The 17,906-nt window shown below is 42.5% G+C and carries 18 protein-coding genes; all 18 read right to left on the bottom strand.

What is annotated here, in order from left to right; genetic code table 11:
• Window positions 1–32: 32 nt before the first annotated feature.
• On the bottom strand, window positions 33–1,241 hold the full coding sequence (locus tag JW984_14815) for a glycosyltransferase family 4 protein (GenBank protein MBN1574466.1): 1,209 nt from the start codon (window positions 1,239–1,241) through the stop codon (window positions 33–35).
• A 79-nt stretch (window positions 1,242–1,320) separates the two neighbouring features.
• On the bottom strand, window positions 1,321–2,067 hold the full coding sequence (locus tag JW984_14820) for a class I SAM-dependent methyltransferase (GenBank protein ID MBN1574467.1): 747 nt from the start codon (window positions 2,065–2,067) through the stop codon (window positions 1,321–1,323).
• 32 nt (window positions 2,068–2,099) lie between these two features.
• Window positions 2,100–3,056, bottom strand: coding sequence for an FkbM family methyltransferase (locus tag JW984_14825; GenBank protein MBN1574468.1), 957 nt, complete (start codon window positions 3,054–3,056; stop codon window positions 2,100–2,102).
• A gap of 111 nt (window positions 3,057–3,167) precedes the next feature.
• Window positions 3,168–4,469, bottom strand: a complete 1,302-nt coding sequence (locus JW984_14830; protein ID MBN1574469.1) for a hypothetical protein — start codon at window positions 4,467–4,469, stop codon at window positions 3,168–3,170.
• A gap of 245 nt (window positions 4,470–4,714) precedes the next feature.
• Window positions 4,715–5,287, bottom strand: a complete 573-nt coding sequence (locus tag JW984_14835) for a methyltransferase domain-containing protein (protein ID MBN1574470.1) — start codon at window positions 5,285–5,287, stop codon at window positions 4,715–4,717.
• A gap of 160 nt (window positions 5,288–5,447) precedes the next feature.
• Window positions 5,448–6,311: a hypothetical protein gene (locus JW984_14840; GenBank protein ID MBN1574471.1), complete on the bottom strand. Its 864-nt coding sequence runs from the start codon at window positions 6,309–6,311 to the stop codon at window positions 5,448–5,450.
• Entirely contained in the window at window positions 6,308–6,919 is a 612-nt protein-coding gene (locus tag JW984_14845; protein MBN1574472.1) for a hypothetical protein, read from the bottom strand. Before JW984_14845 ends, JW984_14840 begins: the two co-directional genes overlap by 4 nt.
• A 98-nt stretch (window positions 6,920–7,017) precedes the next feature.
• Window positions 7,018–7,671: a class I SAM-dependent methyltransferase gene (locus JW984_14850; GenBank protein ID MBN1574473.1), complete on the bottom strand. Its 654-nt coding sequence runs from the start codon at window positions 7,669–7,671 to the stop codon at window positions 7,018–7,020.
• Window positions 7,672–7,787: 116 nt separating this feature from the next.
• Window positions 7,788–9,527, bottom strand: coding sequence for an ABC transporter ATP-binding protein (locus JW984_14855; protein MBN1574474.1), 1,740 nt, complete (start codon window positions 9,525–9,527; stop codon window positions 7,788–7,790).
• A 119-nt stretch (window positions 9,528–9,646) separates the two neighbouring features.
• Window positions 9,647–10,390, bottom strand: coding sequence for a glycosyltransferase family protein (locus JW984_14860; GenBank protein ID MBN1574475.1), 744 nt, complete (start codon window positions 10,388–10,390; stop codon window positions 9,647–9,649).
• 165 nt (window positions 10,391–10,555) lie between these two features.
• Window positions 10,556–11,413 (bottom strand): class I SAM-dependent methyltransferase, encoded by an 858-nt coding sequence (locus JW984_14865; protein MBN1574476.1) that lies wholly within the window; start codon window positions 11,411–11,413, stop codon window positions 10,556–10,558.
• 372 nt (window positions 11,414–11,785) lie between these two features.
• The gene (locus tag JW984_14870) at window positions 11,786–12,448 is read right to left on the bottom strand and encodes a serine acetyltransferase (GenBank protein ID MBN1574477.1); all 663 of its coding nucleotides are present in this window, start codon (window positions 12,446–12,448) and stop codon (window positions 11,786–11,788) included.
• Between the two features lie 80 nt (window positions 12,449–12,528).
• The gene (locus JW984_14875; GenBank protein MBN1574478.1) at window positions 12,529–13,209 is read right to left on the bottom strand and encodes a PIG-L family deacetylase; all 681 of its coding nucleotides are present in this window, start codon (window positions 13,207–13,209) and stop codon (window positions 12,529–12,531) included.
• A gap of 240 nt (window positions 13,210–13,449) precedes the next feature.
• On the bottom strand, window positions 13,450–14,256 hold the full coding sequence (locus JW984_14880; GenBank protein ID MBN1574479.1) for a methyltransferase domain-containing protein: 807 nt from the start codon (window positions 14,254–14,256) through the stop codon (window positions 13,450–13,452).
• 8 nt (window positions 14,257–14,264) lie between these two features.
• Entirely contained in the window at window positions 14,265–15,314 is a 1,050-nt protein-coding gene (gene pseI, locus JW984_14885) for a pseudaminic acid synthase (GenBank protein MBN1574480.1), read from the bottom strand.
• 35 nt (window positions 15,315–15,349) lie between these two features.
• Window positions 15,350–16,357 (bottom strand): ATP-grasp domain-containing protein, encoded by a 1,008-nt coding sequence (locus JW984_14890; GenBank protein ID MBN1574481.1) that lies wholly within the window; start codon window positions 16,355–16,357, stop codon window positions 15,350–15,352.
• Window positions 16,350–17,048: a metallophosphoesterase family protein gene (locus JW984_14895; protein ID MBN1574482.1), complete on the bottom strand. Its 699-nt coding sequence runs from the start codon at window positions 17,046–17,048 to the stop codon at window positions 16,350–16,352. The genes JW984_14890 and JW984_14895 overlap by 8 nt, the downstream gene beginning before the upstream one ends.
• Entirely contained in the window at window positions 17,045–17,884 is an 840-nt protein-coding gene (locus JW984_14900; protein MBN1574483.1) for an NAD(P)-dependent oxidoreductase, read from the bottom strand. Before JW984_14900 ends, JW984_14895 begins: the two co-directional genes overlap by 4 nt.
• Between the last annotated feature and the right edge of the window lie 22 nt (window positions 17,885–17,906).

The raw sequence follows: 17,906 nt of genomic DNA on the forward strand, positions 1-17,906 counted from the left end.
ACTTCTATCTTTGACTCGCAGCAAAATCAACTTTATTTCAAGTTGCTTTTCAGCGCTTCTTCGTAGATATTCTCCACTTCCCTTGCGTAGCGCTCTATGGTGAACTTCTCCTCCACCGTTCTGTATCCGTTCTCTACGATCCTCTTGCAAAGGTTCTTGTCGACAATGAGCCTTTCCATCGCTTCTGCCAGACCCTCTTCGTCGCCGTATTCCACCAGAAGGCCGTTATGCTCGTGTTTGACTATCTCCGGAACACCTCCCGAATTTGTGGCCACTACTGGCGTTCCCATAAACATGGCTTCCACAATCACAATACCAAACGGCTCGTTCAGGGATGGGAGCACAAAAATGTCGAGGGCGGAGATTATCTCTCTGGCCTTTGTTGAAAAACCGGTAAAAACGACTTCCCGGTCAATTCCAAGAGAGCCAACCAGATCCTCTAAATACTTTCTCATAGGCCCGTCGCCCACAATAAGAAGGACCGCATCTTTTCGTGCTTTTGCAAGCAATGCGAAGGCCTTTATCAAGAGGTCCTGGCTTTTCCAATCTACCAGGCGACCCGCGGTTCCAATCGAAAACTTCACCTTTTTATCAATTCCAAAAGCCGAATATAAGTTCAATGGAGTTATCGGTTTTTCTATCTCTGTGGCGTTATAAACCACCCTGGTCTGCTCTTTATTAATCCCCTTTCTGAGCCAGTGGTTTCTTGTGTAGTCTGTGTTTGCAAAAAACAGGTTTACAACTCTGTTCGCATATTCAGCGCGGTAACCGTCAAAGCCGCCGCTCTGTATCGATTGTAAGCTGCATACACAGGCGATGTCCGTCTCCTCCGCCAAAAAAAGACCGAACAGGTCACGATTGACCTGATCGTTTAGATGTATGAGATCAATACTATTCTCACGAACTATCTTCTTCAATGATCTAACCAGGCGCCTGTGAATAATACGGGCAAAAAATAGATAAAACGATGGAGCGTTTTTCTCGGAAAGGACCAAGATTTTATTCAGTATTCTCCTGACAAGACTCGGTACGGTTTGTGTGTAAAGCAGGTCATTCAAAAGGTGGACCGGAAAGCCCAATTCCTTTACTAGTTCTATATACATATTTTCATTGAGGAAAACTACGACTGGAATGAATCTTGTTTGATTGATAATCTTTAAATGCTGATAAAGAATTCTAAACGTTCCGCCTGCGCCGGCTCCGGACTCGACAATCAAAATATTCTTTTTATTATTTTCCATTTCAACTATTCTTTTTATTTAGTACCTTTGAAAAAGCGAGAGAACTAGAGATATTTGCAAGTTGCATTTGAAAAGCGATTCAGTTATCTGCCCATATATTTGGCTTAAACAGGTTTTTCGACATTATCTCTTTTTTGATTTTTATTGCCCTATCGTATGAACTAGCATTGTTTGTACTTATATATGTGGGACCGGTCAAAAAGCAGTAGGGAATTTTGACGCCGATATAGCTTAAGGTACGTAGGGATCTTCTGTAGTTCATGTCGTCTATTTTTAAGTTGTACTTAAAATTAGTTTTTAGAAATTTCTCAAATCCAATATCGGTAAAATTTCTTAGATGGGGATTTTCCCACTCCTCGCATTTATGCCAGTAAACAGTTTCAGACTTTCCGAGCATTATTTTCATCGTCCTAAAAAAACCATACTCATTGGGGACGTGGCTTAACAGGTAGCCTTCATTATTGAGTACGGACTTTATTAGATTCAACGTATTTATGGGGTATAAAACATGTTCAAAAACATCCGAGCATATTGCGATATCGAATTTCCTGTTTACATCCAAATTTTCCGCACTGTTTAAATCTATGCAATGGAAATCGATCCCTTTCTCTTTATACATTTTCTCCAATTTATGGTTTGCGTCAATCCCGCAAACGTCTTTGGCAACCTTGGAGACCTCGAACAAGAAAGCGGGGTCCCCGCTGCCAAATTCTATAACGGAATCAACATTGAACGAGGAAATCAATTTTAGGTATAGTTTTCTCCATGTATTGATGCCCTTCAGGGTGTTATACTTAATATTTATATCGATAATGTTGTCTGGCATGTTTTAATTTTATCCTATTTCTAATCTCACGATTATTTTCTTTTCCCGGCGAGAAACAGACCTATTGACTGTTTCAATTGGGATTTGAAATCACTCAATAAAAGCCTCCATTTTTTTTTGAGATGCAGAGCCGCGAAGTACCGCGAAACGTCGCCGAGCATTTTTTCGGGTACTATGTCATATTTTGAAGCGAGATATTCTTTAACAGAAGGCCTTTGCATTATAAACAATGAGTGATCCACATAACCATACGCAAGTGCTATAAATGAGGCCTTGAGCAGTATTTCTATTTCTTCCGATGTACCGTCCGGCATAATATCGGGATCTTTGAAGTACAGGACATCTCCGTGCATAAGCTGACCGCGAGAATAGGGAAATTGTCCCTCAGACAATAGGGGGAGCTTGACCTTTGTGGTACGGCGCCAGTGATGCTGCTCCAAAAACATCATGGGAATGAAACCAAGATCTCTGAGAGAGCCGTCCAGGTCTTTGAATGTACACTGATTTATATAAAAAGGATAGAACATCACTTCAATTCTGACGACAAGAATCCTGTTTTTTAGTAACTGCTTCCCATTATTGATAATATCCATCTCCGAGCCTTGTACATCGATTTTCATGTAGACGGCATCGGTCAAGTTGTACTTTTCTGCAACCTTGTCAAGCGATACAGTTTCTATTTCAACAGTCTTTTCGAGTTGATAATAGTCCCCCCTTGAAAACGATTCGGCTAATTCGACGTCCGCCTCAAGCAGTGAGCTGCAGCCCCTGTTGCTGTATATATTTAAGGATTGCTTTTTCTTGTTTTTACCCAGTGCAATCGGCAAATATTTTAGAGAGCGCCAGGGGATTTCCATTTCCGATGTCAGCTTATTCATCTTGTCGCATTCGGCTTTATCCGCTTCAAAGCCGACGGCGTCAACGGCAAAAGCCATTGGCAGCAGATCCTCGACAAATCCCCCCCGGCTGCCGATATCAAGACATTTCATCGGATGATCGAGAAGTAGTTTTCTTAATTCCGATGACCCTAAACATTGATTTTTCATTTTATATATTATCTCAAAAAACATTGCCAAAAGTATCTATTTCTTTACGAGCTATTATTCAAGCAAATTGTCGCATAGCTTCCTAATAGTTTCCAGGTTTCGATGTATATTTTCTTTTTTTACTCTTGAATATGATTCAAAAATGATCTCGGCGGGCATCTCAAACGATTTTGACAGTATCGCGGCGATATAGTGAGTAAGCTTTTTATCGTCCACCGGCGGGCTTTCAAGGGCCTGTTTGATAGCTCCGGTCAATCTTGATAAATCCCCGCAGAGTATCGCGCCCTCTCCTATCGCCAAGATTGGAGAATCACCTATGATCAATATCGGTTTGCCCAGTATTATCGCCTCGAGAGCCGCTGTTCCTGTAATTACCGAGACTATATCCGCATTTTTTATCAGTTCGAAATTGTCCTCGAAGGGGGAAACCAAGAAAACACCGGGAATATTCTTAATACGTTTATAAAAGCCTTTAGGTCTAAGACCGAGCATCGGAATGTGCTCCTTTACAACCATGTTCATCCCTATAGGAAGGCTTTTTGCTATTGATTCAATTACCGCTATCTGATCCGTATGCATCGGTGCCAAGACCATTGTTGACGCCTCCGGTTCAACTTGAAGTGTATAATAACAATAAGGGCGTTTAGGTAAATCCTTTTGTTTCAGTAATTTATCGTTCTTGTAAAGGTATCGTTTTTTTAAGCTCAATTTAAAATTTCTTTGTAAAACCTGCCATGCTGTTTGAGATTGTAGGGGGAATTCGTATTTTTTGAGAGATGTGTAGACGACTCCTTTTAAATCGGATAATAATTGCTTCGCAATTCTAAATAAAGAGAGCTTCTTTTGCGCTAAAGAAATTGATAACTCGGAATAATCGGGACTGGTCGGCTTGGAACGGAAACTCTCTATGTACTCACGGGCGGCCGAGATGTAATCCTCAAGGATATTAGGATCGGTAATGGAATCTCTGTAAATATTTTTAACTTTCTTCAACTCCAAGAAGGGGGAATTGTCACAGATATACAGGGATTTTATTCTTGTGGTGGTGAGCACTCTGAATTTAAGCCCTAAAAATTGACTGATCTCGTATATTGCCAATGAAAGAGACCCGGCCACTCCTTGAAGAAAAACAAGATCCGGATTCATGTTCTTAAGCGTGTTGAAGATATAATCGATCAATCCGACCAAATATCGACGTATCATGTCGACATCCCGTGTTATTTTGACGAGCTCTACCCGGGGGGAAACGGCACCGCTCACCAAACCATAGCCCACATTACGATCGGCGATAATGAGCCTTCTGAGTACCTCGGTCCCCAGCATCTCTTCATACTTGAGTAACAGCTCTTCATCCAATGGGCCGGACAACCATTTGCGTTCCAAGGTGTCAAGGCGATCCAGCGGTGTTGCGACTAAATCGTTGCGTGAAGACACCCTGTTAAATAAATCCCTGTTTGATGTTACTATACCACTTATTTTCGTATCGGGGTATCTGCTCTGCAATTCTTTACAAATCGCCAGCGGCCACTCAAGGAAGTTCGGTGTGAATATAGTAAACAATCTCATTTTTTAAAACCGATGGATCTAACCAAAGCTATGTGTTATTGCTCTTTCTTCTCGATCAAAAACATGAATCGATACGGCTCGTTGTCCGTATATGCCGTTTTCCCGATGTATTGAAATTTCCAGCCCGTAGATCTCGATACGAGTTGACCTACCCAATTATTTATCGATTCAAAATCGTTATCGACGGCAAAGACCCTCTCTCCCTTGCAGTATTTTCTATTGATACTGCTCGGCTCAAAAAAGAGCCTGCCTTTACATATCTTCAAAAGGTCGTCGAATACCTCATATCCCTTTTCTATGCTGAATTTTGAGCATATCTCCTGAAAGATCGATAACAGGAAGATCACGTCGAATTTTGGAAATTTCTTGACGTTTTCCGGGGTTATTCCACCTTCGGAGAAGAAGACGTTGTTCAGGCCCTCTTTTCGTGCTGTTCCGACCGCATAGTCTATCGCATTTTCGAGCAGATCGAATCCCCATGCGAACCAGCCTTTTTTTGCGGCGTTTATTGTGAAAAATCCCTCATTACACCCGATGTCCAGCACTGTGCCAGGATTTTCTGGGAGATTTGCCCTAATAATCTCCCATTTCGACCGCGCCCTTTCCATATTCTTCCTTTGATGTGAAACCTTTAAAATCCTGGTATTATATTGACCTATGAGAAATAGGGGGATCTTTCTGATTTTTTTCAGTATTTCCATTTTTTAAAACGCGTGGCAGTTGTTGTCCTTCGAGATAAAACTCTTTAATCGTCACATTACATATAGTCTAACACTTTTCCTTCAGTCTTCCAACGAGCTCCCTCGAATAGTCCAGCCTTCCCCTTAACTGGATTTTTAAAATAAATGGAAGACCGGAATAACTCTTGAGATAATATGCAGCAAGGCGAATCAGATTTCCGATAACGATGAATTGTTGGTGATCAAAGATGAATCGTGCTCCACCGGAATTAAGGTATGCATCCTTAAAAACGTCCCTGTCTATTACTTTGTAGATCGGACCACCCAAGAGAAACTCCCCTGTAACCCGGCCTTCTTGAAAAGAACCCATGTCGATCAGAAACAGTTTCTTTTCCTGTGTAAAAATATAATTTGAAGGCTTATTGATGTCGGCGTAGACCATACTGGTGCGAATTACATCCGGTTTTATCGAGAGATACTTCCCCCAGATTTCTTCTGCACTCTGATCGTCAATGGCATTTTGGCTTCTAAGAAAATCCAGGTTCCCTTTGATTTCGGCTAAATATTCCTCCGGTTTGTAACCAACTTTTCTGTTGTGCAGATCCGCAAGTATCTCACCAAATGCCCGGGCAAAATCCGCTCCTGAAATATCCGGGGATCTCCCCTTAATAAATTCCAATAGAATGACATCATCATTGGAAAAAATAATTTTTGGCACATAGTCCAGTTCGTTGAAGATGTCCATTTTTTTTTGAATACGGACAAGTTTTTTGTTTCCCTTCTCGGCCCGTAAAAGCTTATAGATCCTGTTATCCTTTGTTATAATCTTATACACCGAAGGCTGCCTTGCTTCCGGCCGCTTCAGGTTGTTTCTTATCCTCTTCCTCAGAGATATCAGGTGATATGATTTGAAATCACTGCCGATAATGTCGCAAAGCCCCTTTGTCTTCATGTTCCCTTCTTTCTAATCATCCCAAGTTTTGAAAGCAAGTAGGTTTTTACCTTCCTGTAATGATACTTCTCGACATCGATCAACCGCCTTTTTGACAACTCGACGAATTCGTCAAGACAGCGCACATTGTTTATTCTTTTCATTTTTGGATTTTGATAGATATTCTCAAGGAGTATCTGATGGAAGTACTCGTTGACAAAAGTGTACTCGAAATCCAACAGGAAAAGCTTATCCATTTCTACTTGATAAATTAGCTCTTTCGGCGATGTATACAGACAGTTTATGTTGTTCTTGTATAAAAACGAATCTATATGGATTATATGATCTATAATACGGTTAAGATCATATTCGGAACAATTTTCAAGAATCTCACATATATCGATACCTTCTATCCTTTCCAATGTGATCGACTGTAAATCGATATCGTAGGCTATGAGATTCGGGACGAATTCAGCACCGATTTTTTTAAACCTCTCGTAGGCTTCTAATTCACGGAGGAATTTCACCCTCTGAAGAGGGAAATTCCCGATATTTGTATGGTATGATTTTTTTACATAATCAGCGTGTATTTCTATCGAGACATCGGTAGAGGTTGTTCTTGTTTCCATAATTGAAGATGTACAGGGTTTTATATAAAATTGCGGGGGAATTGTTTTCACCACCATTTAGTAAGCAGGCAATTTAACTCCCCATGACGTTTCAAATATTATCCTGTATTAGATACTTTCCTTAAGCTACGTAATATACTATTCCTCAATAAAGTATGCAAATAGTATCTCATAGAATACGATCTCACAACATATTTCGGCGATGTTATATAGGTCAAATTATCCACGTATCGCCCAGGGACTTCGATTTTATGTGGGCCCTCGATAATATGGGCGCAAGTATCGGAATACTTGCTGTAAAATTGGATTGTTTTCTCCGTAATGGTTCTTTGAGAAAAACAGTTCAGAACAAGGTCGAATTTGCCGTCCACTTCAAGATCCTTCCCCTCATAGGCCTGAACGAATTTTACCTCTTCAAAAAGCTTCTTTCCGATGGAGATAAATTCGGGGATGATCTCTACTCCGGTGACGTCAAATCCATACACCGCCATTATCCAGGAGCCTACGCCGAATGCGCATCCATGGTCCATTATTCTCTTCGCTCCGATCGACCTTGCGAGCTTCACAAAACGCTTATAATAGTACCAGACATCTCTGATGACGTGGATATTTGCATACGGATTCCAATGCTTGTAATAATTGAGCTGGCTGTCAAATCGGAACGTTAGATTATTGTCTATTTGTCTTTCACGAAGCCAGGAGATCCATTTGTTGTAATCCTTGATCATTATTTGCAGTTCTTTTGGCGTCATACATGATAACCTTCTATTTTTTAAATGGCCGTATCGAATTTACAGCGTACCTTTTTTTCCGTTAATCGCATTCAAATAATTTTCTTGTTCGTAATGGGTCGTATTTCTAAAACCCGCTACAAGTACATTAAGCTGTTTAAGGTATTTCCTTCCAGCTTTATCCTGTTGATCTTGCCGTTTTTTACCTGATACAGGTAGTCCGCTATCTCAACCAATTCCGGCAGGTGTGAAATTGCGATAATGGTTGTTTTGGAGCGCAGTCTTTTAAGTGTATTACACAACTCCATGGCCGTCTTGGGATCAAGGGATGAAGTAACTTCATCGAGGATTAGCAATGTAGGATTTCTGACTAAGGCCCTTGCGATCGCGATTCGCTGACGCTGTCCCCCGGAGAGCTTCCCACCCCTTTCTCCGACGACCGTCTCGACTCCTTTCGGCAGGGAAGACACAAAGTCCCAACATTCCGCGTCTTTCAAAGCTTCATTAACGTCACCGATTGATAGATAAGGATCCCCCAAAGTAACGTTGTTATATATAGTGTCGTGAAATAGGATCATCTCCTGGGGAACGTACCCTATCATCTGCCGCCAGGATTTCATGTTGATTTTGGCCAAAGGGATTTTATCGATCCAGATATCACCCGATTGGGGCCTCAAGAGACCGGTGATGAGGTCTATAGTGGTTGTTTTGCCGGCGCCCGAAGGCCCAACCAATGTGTAAAAACGATTTTTTTCTATTTCTATATTAACGTTATCAAGAATGTTGTTCTGACCGTATGAAAAGCTGACATCAGCAAATCTAATGGATTCCTTTAGCTTGGGAGTTACACCGTCCTTATTCAATACAGTCTCTTTTTCTGCTTTTAGATTCTCTATTATTCTGTTTAAAGACCAATACGCGCTCTCCGATCTTGCAAGGAATTGATAATTAGTCTGCAAAACCCCGATGTTTTTGATCATCCGCCAGAAGAGAATCCCGAGTATCATAATGTTGTCGAATTGCATTTTCCACATGGTGACTAAAACGTAAATACCGCATACCAGCGCGAGCACGATGAATGGTTCGTGAAAGGATGTCAAGGCATGATTGCTGATGATCCTTTTTTGGTGGGCCTTCATCAGTTTATTCACACCCGATTCGAGGATCGGCTCCAGGCGGTCTTCCATGGCCATCGTTTTTAAGGGCTTTATCCCCTGAATCATATCCGTTATGAATGATGTGATCGTTTTAAACGATTTAGTCTGTTCTCTCCCGGACTGGCGGGCCATCTCAACCAGCCAGCCGAAAGAGAATAGAATAACAATCCCAAAGATAAAGGCGGCAATCGTAACCTTCCAGGATAAGAGGAGGGCCAAGACCGCATAGACAATGATCTGAATGATGTCGGCCATAAATTTGCATATCATGACATAGGAGCTGCCCGCTTGTTCCGCCTCTGTGGTGATGGAGTTGATAAAAAACCCCGCAGGTTGGCTGACAAAATACTCCCATCTCGTCTTCAAGAGGGCCTGAAATAGAGAGATGCGGTGATCCTTGGATACTTGGGCGGCAGTGAATCCGACCTGCCTCATAGCGATGAAAGTCAGAAAACCCTTTAATGTAATCAGCAAAACAATTATTACTAAAAGGGATAAGAGATTTGGCTCAAAATTGAAAAAGGAAAAAAGTTTATCTATCCATAGTTTTAATGTGCTGTTGTTGTTTGGTTCAGTGCTGATTGTGAGCTGTATTACCGGAAGCAAGCCCACAATACCGATGCTTTCAGAGAGGGTGGCTACAAATAACAAAGCCACGATAACCGCGGTATACCTCGGGTATTTGGATGTTAGTTTGGTGATCAAGGAGATGGTTTTCATGGTTTCTATCTATACTTTAATATGTTTATCGAACTAAAATTTAAAAATTTCTACGCAGAGAGACTATTTCGAAAAATAATCTAATGAAGTGATAGTTTTTTAAGCTGTCACAAATTGCCTTAAATTGTTTTTTGGATAATATGGCGATTTATCTCCAGCCAATCAGTCTTTTCCTTCAACAATTCTACAACATCAATCCAGTGAAAGGAGTCGTGACCAAAGTGGTCATATATAAGTTTTACCAGCCTGAAATCTTCTTCTGTATCAACCGTCCATCTCATGAAAGAGAGGTCTTCACCGTTTGTAACATTTATTATTTTAAACTCATTCTGGTTTTGATGAATATACGGGACTACGTGTTCCCGCCTCCTCGGATCACCGTCTTTTGCCCAGATCTCTGAAAGAACATCAAAACCAAATACTTCGACATCGAGACCTCGAGGAAATGTGCGGATGGGAAAAACATTTGATGCATAATCGGTTTTGGGTTGTCCCTTGACATAAGCGCCAATGATGCTGTCTATTATTTCGGGATCGATCATCGGACAGTCCGAGGTGATACGGACGATTATATCCGCCTTATAAGCCTTCGCCGATTGATAATATCTATCCAACAGGTCCTCTTGACTTCCCCTGAAGTAATGAAGACCCTCCTTCTCAAGTAAATTGACAATGAGGTCGTCTTCCGGATCTGTGGTTGTTGCTACAACTACTTCATTTAAAAGTTCGGCCCTCTTGGTACGAGAAATGACCCTTTCAAGCATTGATTTGCCTGAAAGATCCATCAATATTTTCTTGGGAAGTCTCGTCGATCCCGTTCTGGCTTGTATTATTGCAACTGTTCTCAATTTGCTTTTTGTAATATTTGAATAGAAAATCTTTTTGTTTATCCGAGTGCTTAATAAAGTCTTCCATCATTGCCGATCCTGCTGTGCATCTTCATCGATTTGTAATTACGGCGCCAAATCCCGAAACTTGATCAACGGGATCGTAATAAACTATAGGAATATGTTTATGGCTTAAGCTTATTAAATAAATGTCCACTCAATAAGAGATAGAGGATTCAGCGGGTTTAATCCAATCACATTTTCTTTTTGGTCGACAATTCTGATTTTATCTTCTCGACTTTTTAGTTCGAATAATAAATCCCTGTTGTAATCATTGATTTGGGTATAGCGACGACGCATCATGCCGAAAAGCGTTTCATCGTAGAACTCGTAAACAGGCTCGAAGTGATATACACGATCAATCCTATCTCTGTATTTCGAGAGCACAGTTAAAAAGTGTTTTGCAGATGGAAGCTGCTCCACGGCATGAAATGTAAAAATAACGGCGGGCTTTTCCAATGCCTCGAGGATTTCATAGACTTGATCGTAGAAGTTAAACCTCACTACATTTAAATTAGGGTCACTTTTATAAAGATGATTCGCCAGGCTGACGGCGTTTTCGGAAAACTCCCCTCCGGTGTATTTTATATTAGGAGCGATTTTATGCAATCGCCATAAATTGTACCCATGCCCACAACCCAATTCAAATATGTGATCAACTCTTTTGGTGCACTTACTTAAAACATCGCGAAGAAAATTATATAACAGCTTGCGGGCACTGTTTAAATCGGTTTCAAACAGGTTCTCGCCCCTTGAAATACAGATTTTGGTATCCGGATACAGGTTGTAATAGGAATATTCATGTATTCTGACTTCTTCGGGGCTCAGCGGATGGTCTTTACTCATATAATATTCAAGAATCTCTGAATACTTTCCATCGTCGTATTCTTTCTTTACCTTATCTATAGTGCGTTTTGCGGCCTTCCACTCGGATAAGCCCAGTAGTCTATCCGGCCATTGGGTCCACTTGGGAAGGTCATTTAATTTAATCTTTTTCATGTTTACTATATAGAATTATCTTTCACTGAAAATGGACCTCTATCTACACAGGTTCTCTAAAAAACCTTACAAATTCACAAAAAGCCGTTTACACTATCCCTTCCATAATAGGAAGCGCCCTTTTTTACCAAAACAGGCCACTGCGAAAATAACGGTGTTACATATATAAAATGAGACCCCCGGCCTCCTTCAAATTATATTTGTTATTAGTACAAAATTCAAGTTAAAAATCAAGGCGGCCAATTTAATTTAGCTCTCTCTATTCAGGAAAACCATCCCGCTGTTCAACAAACTCATTTGACCATATCGGTGGTATCTTCAATATTAATTTCAGAAATACCTGTTCGGTTCAAGTGGGGGAAAGCATAGATGTTACAAGTTAAAATATTTGAAAAAGGTTCTATATGCACTTTCTTCCGACGGCCTGATCTCCAAGTTTGGAGATCTCCCGGAAACAATACAATCGCCCTCAACGTCTTGATCGCATATATAAGTATCTGCCGAAACAAGTGTGTTTCCACCAATCGTTGATTCCCCTATCACGGAAGACCTGGGAAATAAAAAGACTCTTCCCTCGAAAGCGGGATAAATGCCGTGATTGTTTCCTATTGTGCAGTTTTGAGCGATAATGAGATAATCGGCGTATTTTGCACGACCTATTACCGTTCCGACACAGTGAGTAAACATGAAGATATCGGGGAGCTCGACTTCATAATAGACATCTATGGCGTGCAGCGCCTTGTTGAGACAATACACCTTTTCCGAAAGATGGGGCGTCTCCTTCTGTTTATATAGAGAACTGCTCAACATGTATAGAAACATTGAATACTGATCCGAGCAGAGGTGATTAAAAATGGTGTCCTTGCCGTCGAAAAAGTACTTTGAGTGGATATTCGAAAAACAGTATTCTATGCGCTCGAGTGTACTCTTTATAGGCGAGGAGAGCTCCATCGGCTTCACTTCATTCCTGTCGGGGAAGAAATTGTTCAGCTGCCTTGCAAGATATTCGGTCAGCTCCTCTGTCGAAAGTGACATACGCATGGTTATACCGCTTCTTATGTAATATATCTAGTCTCTAAAGTTTTAAAAGATAAGATGTCATTATTGAGATCGTATCAACAGACTAATCTGATTATTTCGAAGGCCTCCGCCGCTTCCAATCCCGCCGTGCTGCCCCACCGATTTGCGATTGACCTCAGGGCTTCCGGTGAGCGGGGGTGCGGGAATTGACGGATTTCCGTGTCATAAGCTTTAATGGCCTCTATCTTTCTCTCAAGCGTGTTGGATACATCCACGAACATATTTGGGCGAAAATACGGCTCGAATTGATTAAAGGCCCATTCCGTGGAAGAGGGCACCTCGTAGGAGCAGATGCGAGAAATGACTTTTTTTGAGACAGGCCTCAGCGCCGTTAGTGTGGCGCGATGAACGATAACGTGGTCTATATTGAGATCACCGCCGTGGTGTGTGAAGACGATATCGGGCTCTACTTTTCCCGCTAAATCTTCGATGATCTTTATGACCTCCAGGAGAGGGACCGTATCGAATCGATTGTCCGGCAGGTCGTAGAAAAAGACATCCTTTGCGTTGAGAATACCGGCCGCGTTTCGGCTGCAGTCCTGAATTCCGCGGAGGAGACTCTTATCGACCTTCTCTCGATCCTGATATCTCGACGTGATGCCCTCGCCGAGGATTGCAATGAATACATCATGTTTCTCATCGGCGAGCTTTGCGATTGTGGCGCCGCAACCCAAGACTTCGTCATCCGGGTGGGCGGCCAAGACGAGGATATTCATTTTATTCCTCAATTGGAGTTATAGTGACATCGGCGACGATTCGACCATCGTAAAGATTTGCCCGGGAAAACTCGTATCGAAAACCCTTGTGGTTGATGAATGCACGGGGATATCCCTCGGCGTCAAGGATTCTCATATAATTATCTTAGAGGCAAAATAATGACTCGTCAATCTATTGTTCTATATTTGCAGCACTTTTACTGACCCAACCAATCAAATACTGAAACATGGGGATTTATACTATGATCGCATATTTTTTGCTTCGATCATTATAACCCACTTTTCATTGATAAAACTTGGAAAATTCTTGAAATGCTCGTCCAATAGTTCTTCTATTATTCGCTTCTTTTTGGGATCGTAAAAGGTGGAGTTCTTCCAGTATGTAATAAATTCGCCGGGTGCTTCCCAACGGACTTCATTAACGACCGTGCTTATATTTACGGTTTCAAAATGCTTTGAAAACCATGGTATGGCCTTACTGTGCATAAATTCCGAGCTTACATATTTCACACTGTCCGGTATTATTACTTCACCTTTTTCTAAAAAATCATAAACCTGGTTGTTATTTGGACCGAATGGGCCTATAACAACGAATTTTCCCGTCGGCTTTAACCAGGACTTCGCTTCTTTTAATAATTCTTTTAAATTATTACTGTAATACAAACCATATGAACAAAATATCAAATCAAAATAGGGCGGAGAAATATGTTCATTCTTCAAAGCAATATGAAATACATCCATTTCCGATTCGATGATCGTTACACTTTTACGCAGCCCGGGCTCTATTTTTCCCGATAGTTTTTCCAGTGCTTCCCGGGAGACATCAAGGGCGAATATATGGCCGTTTACACCGGCCAGATTGGCTAAATGAAGTGTTTGAGTTCCGACACCGCAGCAGAATTCAAGTATATTAGAGCCCTCCATGATTTCTGTCTTGTCAAAAATCCATTCAACCAGATCGATTTTTTGGAAGTTAATATTTTTTGCCAAGCGTTCCTCAAGCATTTTTGCATTTCTTGCTTTTTTTAGAATCATTTTATCATTCATGTTTCGTCTCATCCTATAAGCTCCCAGGTTAGGGGGGTGCCCTTTTCGATATCCCTCGCCGCCCGGCGGCCTGTTATCACCTCGAGATATCTGGTATGTAGTCCGTGGCCGGGACGGATCGAGCGTACATTCTCGGAGGTGAAGAATTCTCCGGCCTTTATATCTTTGACTACGAATAACGAGCGCCTGAAGACTTGGTTTTCCTTTTCCTTATCGGTTAAATTGTAATCAACCGAGCCGATCGCATTTTCTATTGTCCTTATTCCTTCTACTGTCGATCTGAGCTCATGGGGCTCCAGGGAGAAGGTGCTGTCCGGCCCTTGAAGATCCCTCGAAAGCGTGAAATGTTTTTCTATGATACATGCCCCCAACGCAACCGCCGCAATGGGAACGGATATTCCCAGGGTGTGGTCGGAAAGCCCCACCGGGACCCCGAAGGCCTCTCTCATGTGGGGGATCGTCCTCAGGTTCATCTCTTCCGGCGGGGCGGGATACGCGCTCACGCAGTGAAGAAGCGCCAGCTCCAAGCAGCCCGCCTCCCTTATCGTTTTCACGGCCTCGTCTATCTCCGACAGCGTCGCCATGCCCGTTGACATTATTACCGGTTTCCCTGTTTTACCTATTCTTTTTAGCAGCGGTATATCGACGACTTCAAAGGAGGCCACCTTATATGCCGGGACATCCATCTCTTCGAGGAATTCAACAGCTGAATCATCAAAGGGAGTAGAAAAGAGGGTTATCCCCAGATCATCGGCAATTTTTTTCAGCCTGGGCTGCCATTCCCATGGCATGTGTGCTTCACCGTACAGGTCGAAGAGATTGCGATCCTCCCAAATGGTCCCTTTGATTTTAAAATAATCCTTATCGCTACTGATTGTCAGTGTATCCGCCGTATACGTCTGCAGCTTGACCGCGTCCGCTCCGGCCTCCTTCGCTGCTTTTACTATTTTGACGGCCTGATCAAAATCCTGATTGTGATTTGCGGACATCTCTGCGATGATATAAACGGGCAAGTCGAGACCGATCGATCTGTCGTTGATTTCAATCGCTTTTATCATACTAAATTTGCCTCTTCAATGGTTTTTGAACGAAATCAGCGAGGAGACCATTCTTCGATAGGGGTAAATCCATCCCCGAAATCAATCAATTCGTGTAAAAAGCGGCAAAACTTGATCTTTTTATAGGGGAGATCGGGTTTTTTTGGTTCTATGCCCAAGGCCAGCTCCAGGGACCACTCCAGATCGATAAATCCGCAGGCGGCCCTTGCAGCTACAAGGCTTGAAAAGCGGGGATTGATTTCAAGAAGCCGGACTCCCTTCGAGCTCTTTCGCACCTGTATATTGGCGCTTCCTTTTAAGCCAGTCAAAGATGCTATTCTCAAGGCATAGTCGATTACGGACTTATCCGATGATGTTTCGGCGAACCATGAAGCACCTGAAGGCCCCAGATCACGTTCATAGGCTATGGCTGTGGTAAAACCGTCACAAACGAAGACGCCTACAGAAAACTCGCCTTCGGAGTCGTCAATAAATGCCTGTGCAATCTTCGAATCTGCTTCTTTCTTTGCTAAAACAAGCTCTTTATCATCGTTTACTATTTTGAGAAAACGTGATCCGCTTGAACGACGCAGTTTGATAACGATCGGAAAGTCGGTCTCCTTTATTAGTTCATCCAATGATTGAGAATTGGAAACGTCTGCAAACGGTGCCAATTCGATCCTGCCCTTTAAGGCTTGCATACATGTGAGCTTATCTCCATATTTGTTTAACCATTCAGACTCCTGGCATATAACAGGTATACGGCCATTCAGCATGGGAGGATCTCCTATTTCGCTGAGGGTGTACATCTCGATCTCCGTGCCTGGAATCACAGCATCAATTTTGTATGTATCGCATAGGTTTTGCAGGGTATCAATATATGATGGATTATGAGCAGTGGGAACTACGTGAAAGCTGTCTACGAAAACGCTCCCCACGCCCTTGACATCGCAATCGCATCCATATATCTTGATCGGCTTTTTACTCAACCGTAACGCCTTTACGAGAGCCTGCCCGAAGTCTCCACCTACTCCTGTAATTAGAACATGAATTGCCTCAGCCATTTCTTTTTAAAACCTCGACTAAATACGGGACATTCTCATCGTGCTTCATGGCGTCGTCAATAATGATTTCTGGGTCATAATGAACACGTCTGTGCTTAACCTCTCCAGAATCAATATCAAATATCGCATAACTTGCAGCGCTTATACCATCTCTCGGTTGTCCAACCGAGCCCGGATTGATAATGAGCTTATCTTTGTATCGCTTGAAAAAAGGATAATGTGTATGCCCCAGCAGTATCACGTCTCCGGCCACTTCCTGAAAACGTTCCCAGTCCTTATAGTCCGGGTATATTCGGCCATTGAGAGGGTCCCAGGGTGTGCCGTGATACAAATTGAATGAGATCCCGTTTACTTCCTTTTTCAATGATAATGGAAACGATTTTAATAGTGATATTGACGATGGAGATAAATCTCTTAAGGCTCTTGTAAGACCCGTACCGTACTTTTTTTCGTATTCATAGCCCGGACCGATCCCGTTCTCTATACATTCCAATAATATGATGTCATGATTTCCACAAATACTTGTTATGCGATTCCTTTCCCAAATGGAAATGCAATCTTCAACGAACGGATAATATCCGCATAAATCGCCCAGAAAGAAAATATTGTCCGCTTCATTGAACAGCAGCGCCATCACCTTTTTAAATGCAAAGCTGTTTCCATGAATGTCCGATATAATGCCGATTCTCATTGAATATTCACTACCCATTCCGGCCTGTTTTCCCAGATCGTCATCAGCTCTTCCGAAAAGGGTTTTAAAAGGGGAACAAACTCCGGGCTCTGTTTATAAATAACTTCGTCCGAGCCGCCGTCATCCTGCCATATCACCGACAGTTTGGACCCGGGCAAATGTTGTACCGCCTCAACGAAAAAACGTGTATCTATAACGTCTCTTCCGGCCCCCAGGAAAAGCCCCGGAATACGGTTTTCCCCGAGATACAAAATACAGTTTGCGGCCTCCCGTGCAGATATATAGTTTCTCCTGCTTTTGAAGCGCTTTACGATAGGCTTCGATTCGGGCGGTACCTCACGAACGGCCGCCAGTAAAAGCCTGTTCCAGAACAATGTGGGGCTTTTTTGCCATCCCCAGATACCTGATAATCTCACGATAGCCCTTCGCTCCCACGATATCATGTTCCTCAATATATGCTCCGCCGTCAATTTGCCGATGCCGTAAAAAGTCGTCGGGTTGCACGGCGTGGCGATATCGGCATAGGGGATATCATCATATACGCTTACTGTACTGACGAATATTGAGAAACCAATGCCCGTATCCTTTGCCCATGAGGCAACATTAATTGCCATTAAAGTGTTATCGATTAAGCCGTCAGCCGAGTCCCATTCCACAACGGCCGCGGCGTGAATGAGTACGGCTTCTTTTGGCTCGGCAATATGAATCTTCTTCTCTAATGCCTCCTTTGCACCGGGCAAGGTCAAGTCAATTCCGCCCTGACGGGGTGAATATACGGGAATAATTCTTGAATCCGGAGACGACTCCGATAGAGCCTTAACGATATTCCGGCCCAAAAACCCGGACGCACCTGTAATC

The sequence above is a fragment of the Candidatus Zymogenus saltonus genome (assembly GCA_016929395.1).
GTDB lineage: Bacteria > Desulfobacterota > Zymogenia > Zymogenales > Zymogenaceae > Zymogenus > Zymogenus saltonus.

Coding starts and splice junctions, on each gene's coding strand:
- JW984_14815 (MBN1574466.1), bottom strand. CDS start 1,241: ATGGAAAATAATAAAAAGAATATTTTGATTGTCGAGTCCGGAGCCGGC.
- JW984_14820 (MBN1574467.1), bottom strand. CDS start 2,067: ATGCCAGACAACATTATCGATATAAATATTAAGTATAACACCCTGAAG.
- JW984_14825 (MBN1574468.1), bottom strand. CDS start 3,056: ATGAAATGTCTTGATATCGGCAGCCGGGGGGGATTTGTCGAGGATCTG.
- JW984_14835 (MBN1574470.1), bottom strand. CDS start 5,287: ATGGAAAGGGCGCGGTCGAAATGGGAGATTATTAGGGCAAATCTCCCA.
- JW984_14840 (MBN1574471.1), bottom strand. CDS start 6,311: ATGAAGACAAAGGGGCTTTGCGACATTATCGGCAGTGATTTCAAATCA.
- JW984_14845 (MBN1574472.1), bottom strand. CDS start 6,919: ATGGAAACAAGAACAACCTCTACCGATGTCTCGATAGAAATACACGCT.
- JW984_14850 (MBN1574473.1), bottom strand. CDS start 7,671: ATGACGCCAAAAGAACTGCAAATAATGATCAAGGATTACAACAAATGG.
- JW984_14855 (MBN1574474.1), bottom strand. CDS start 9,527: ATGAAAACCATCTCCTTGATCACCAAACTAACATCCAAATACCCGAGG.
- JW984_14865 (MBN1574476.1), bottom strand. CDS start 11,413: ATGAAAAAGATTAAATTAAATGACCTTCCCAAGTGGACCCAATGGCCG.
- JW984_14870 (MBN1574477.1), bottom strand. CDS start 12,448: ATGTCACTTTCGACAGAGGAGCTGACCGAATATCTTGCAAGGCAGCTG.
- JW984_14875 (MBN1574478.1), bottom strand. CDS start 13,209: ATGAATATCCTCGTCTTGGCCGCCCACCCGGATGACGAAGTCTTGGGT.
- JW984_14880 (MBN1574479.1), bottom strand. CDS start 14,256: ATGAATGATAAAATGATTCTAAAAAAAGCAAGAAATGCAAAAATGCTT.
- pseI (MBN1574480.1), bottom strand. CDS start 15,314: ATGATAAAAGCGATTGAAATCAACGACAGATCGATCGGTCTCGACTTG.
- JW984_14890 (MBN1574481.1), bottom strand. CDS start 16,357: ATGGCTGAGGCAATTCATGTTCTAATTACAGGAGTAGGTGGAGACTTC.
- JW984_14895 (MBN1574482.1), bottom strand. CDS start 17,048: ATGAGAATCGGCATTATATCGGACATTCATGGAAACAGCTTTGCATTT.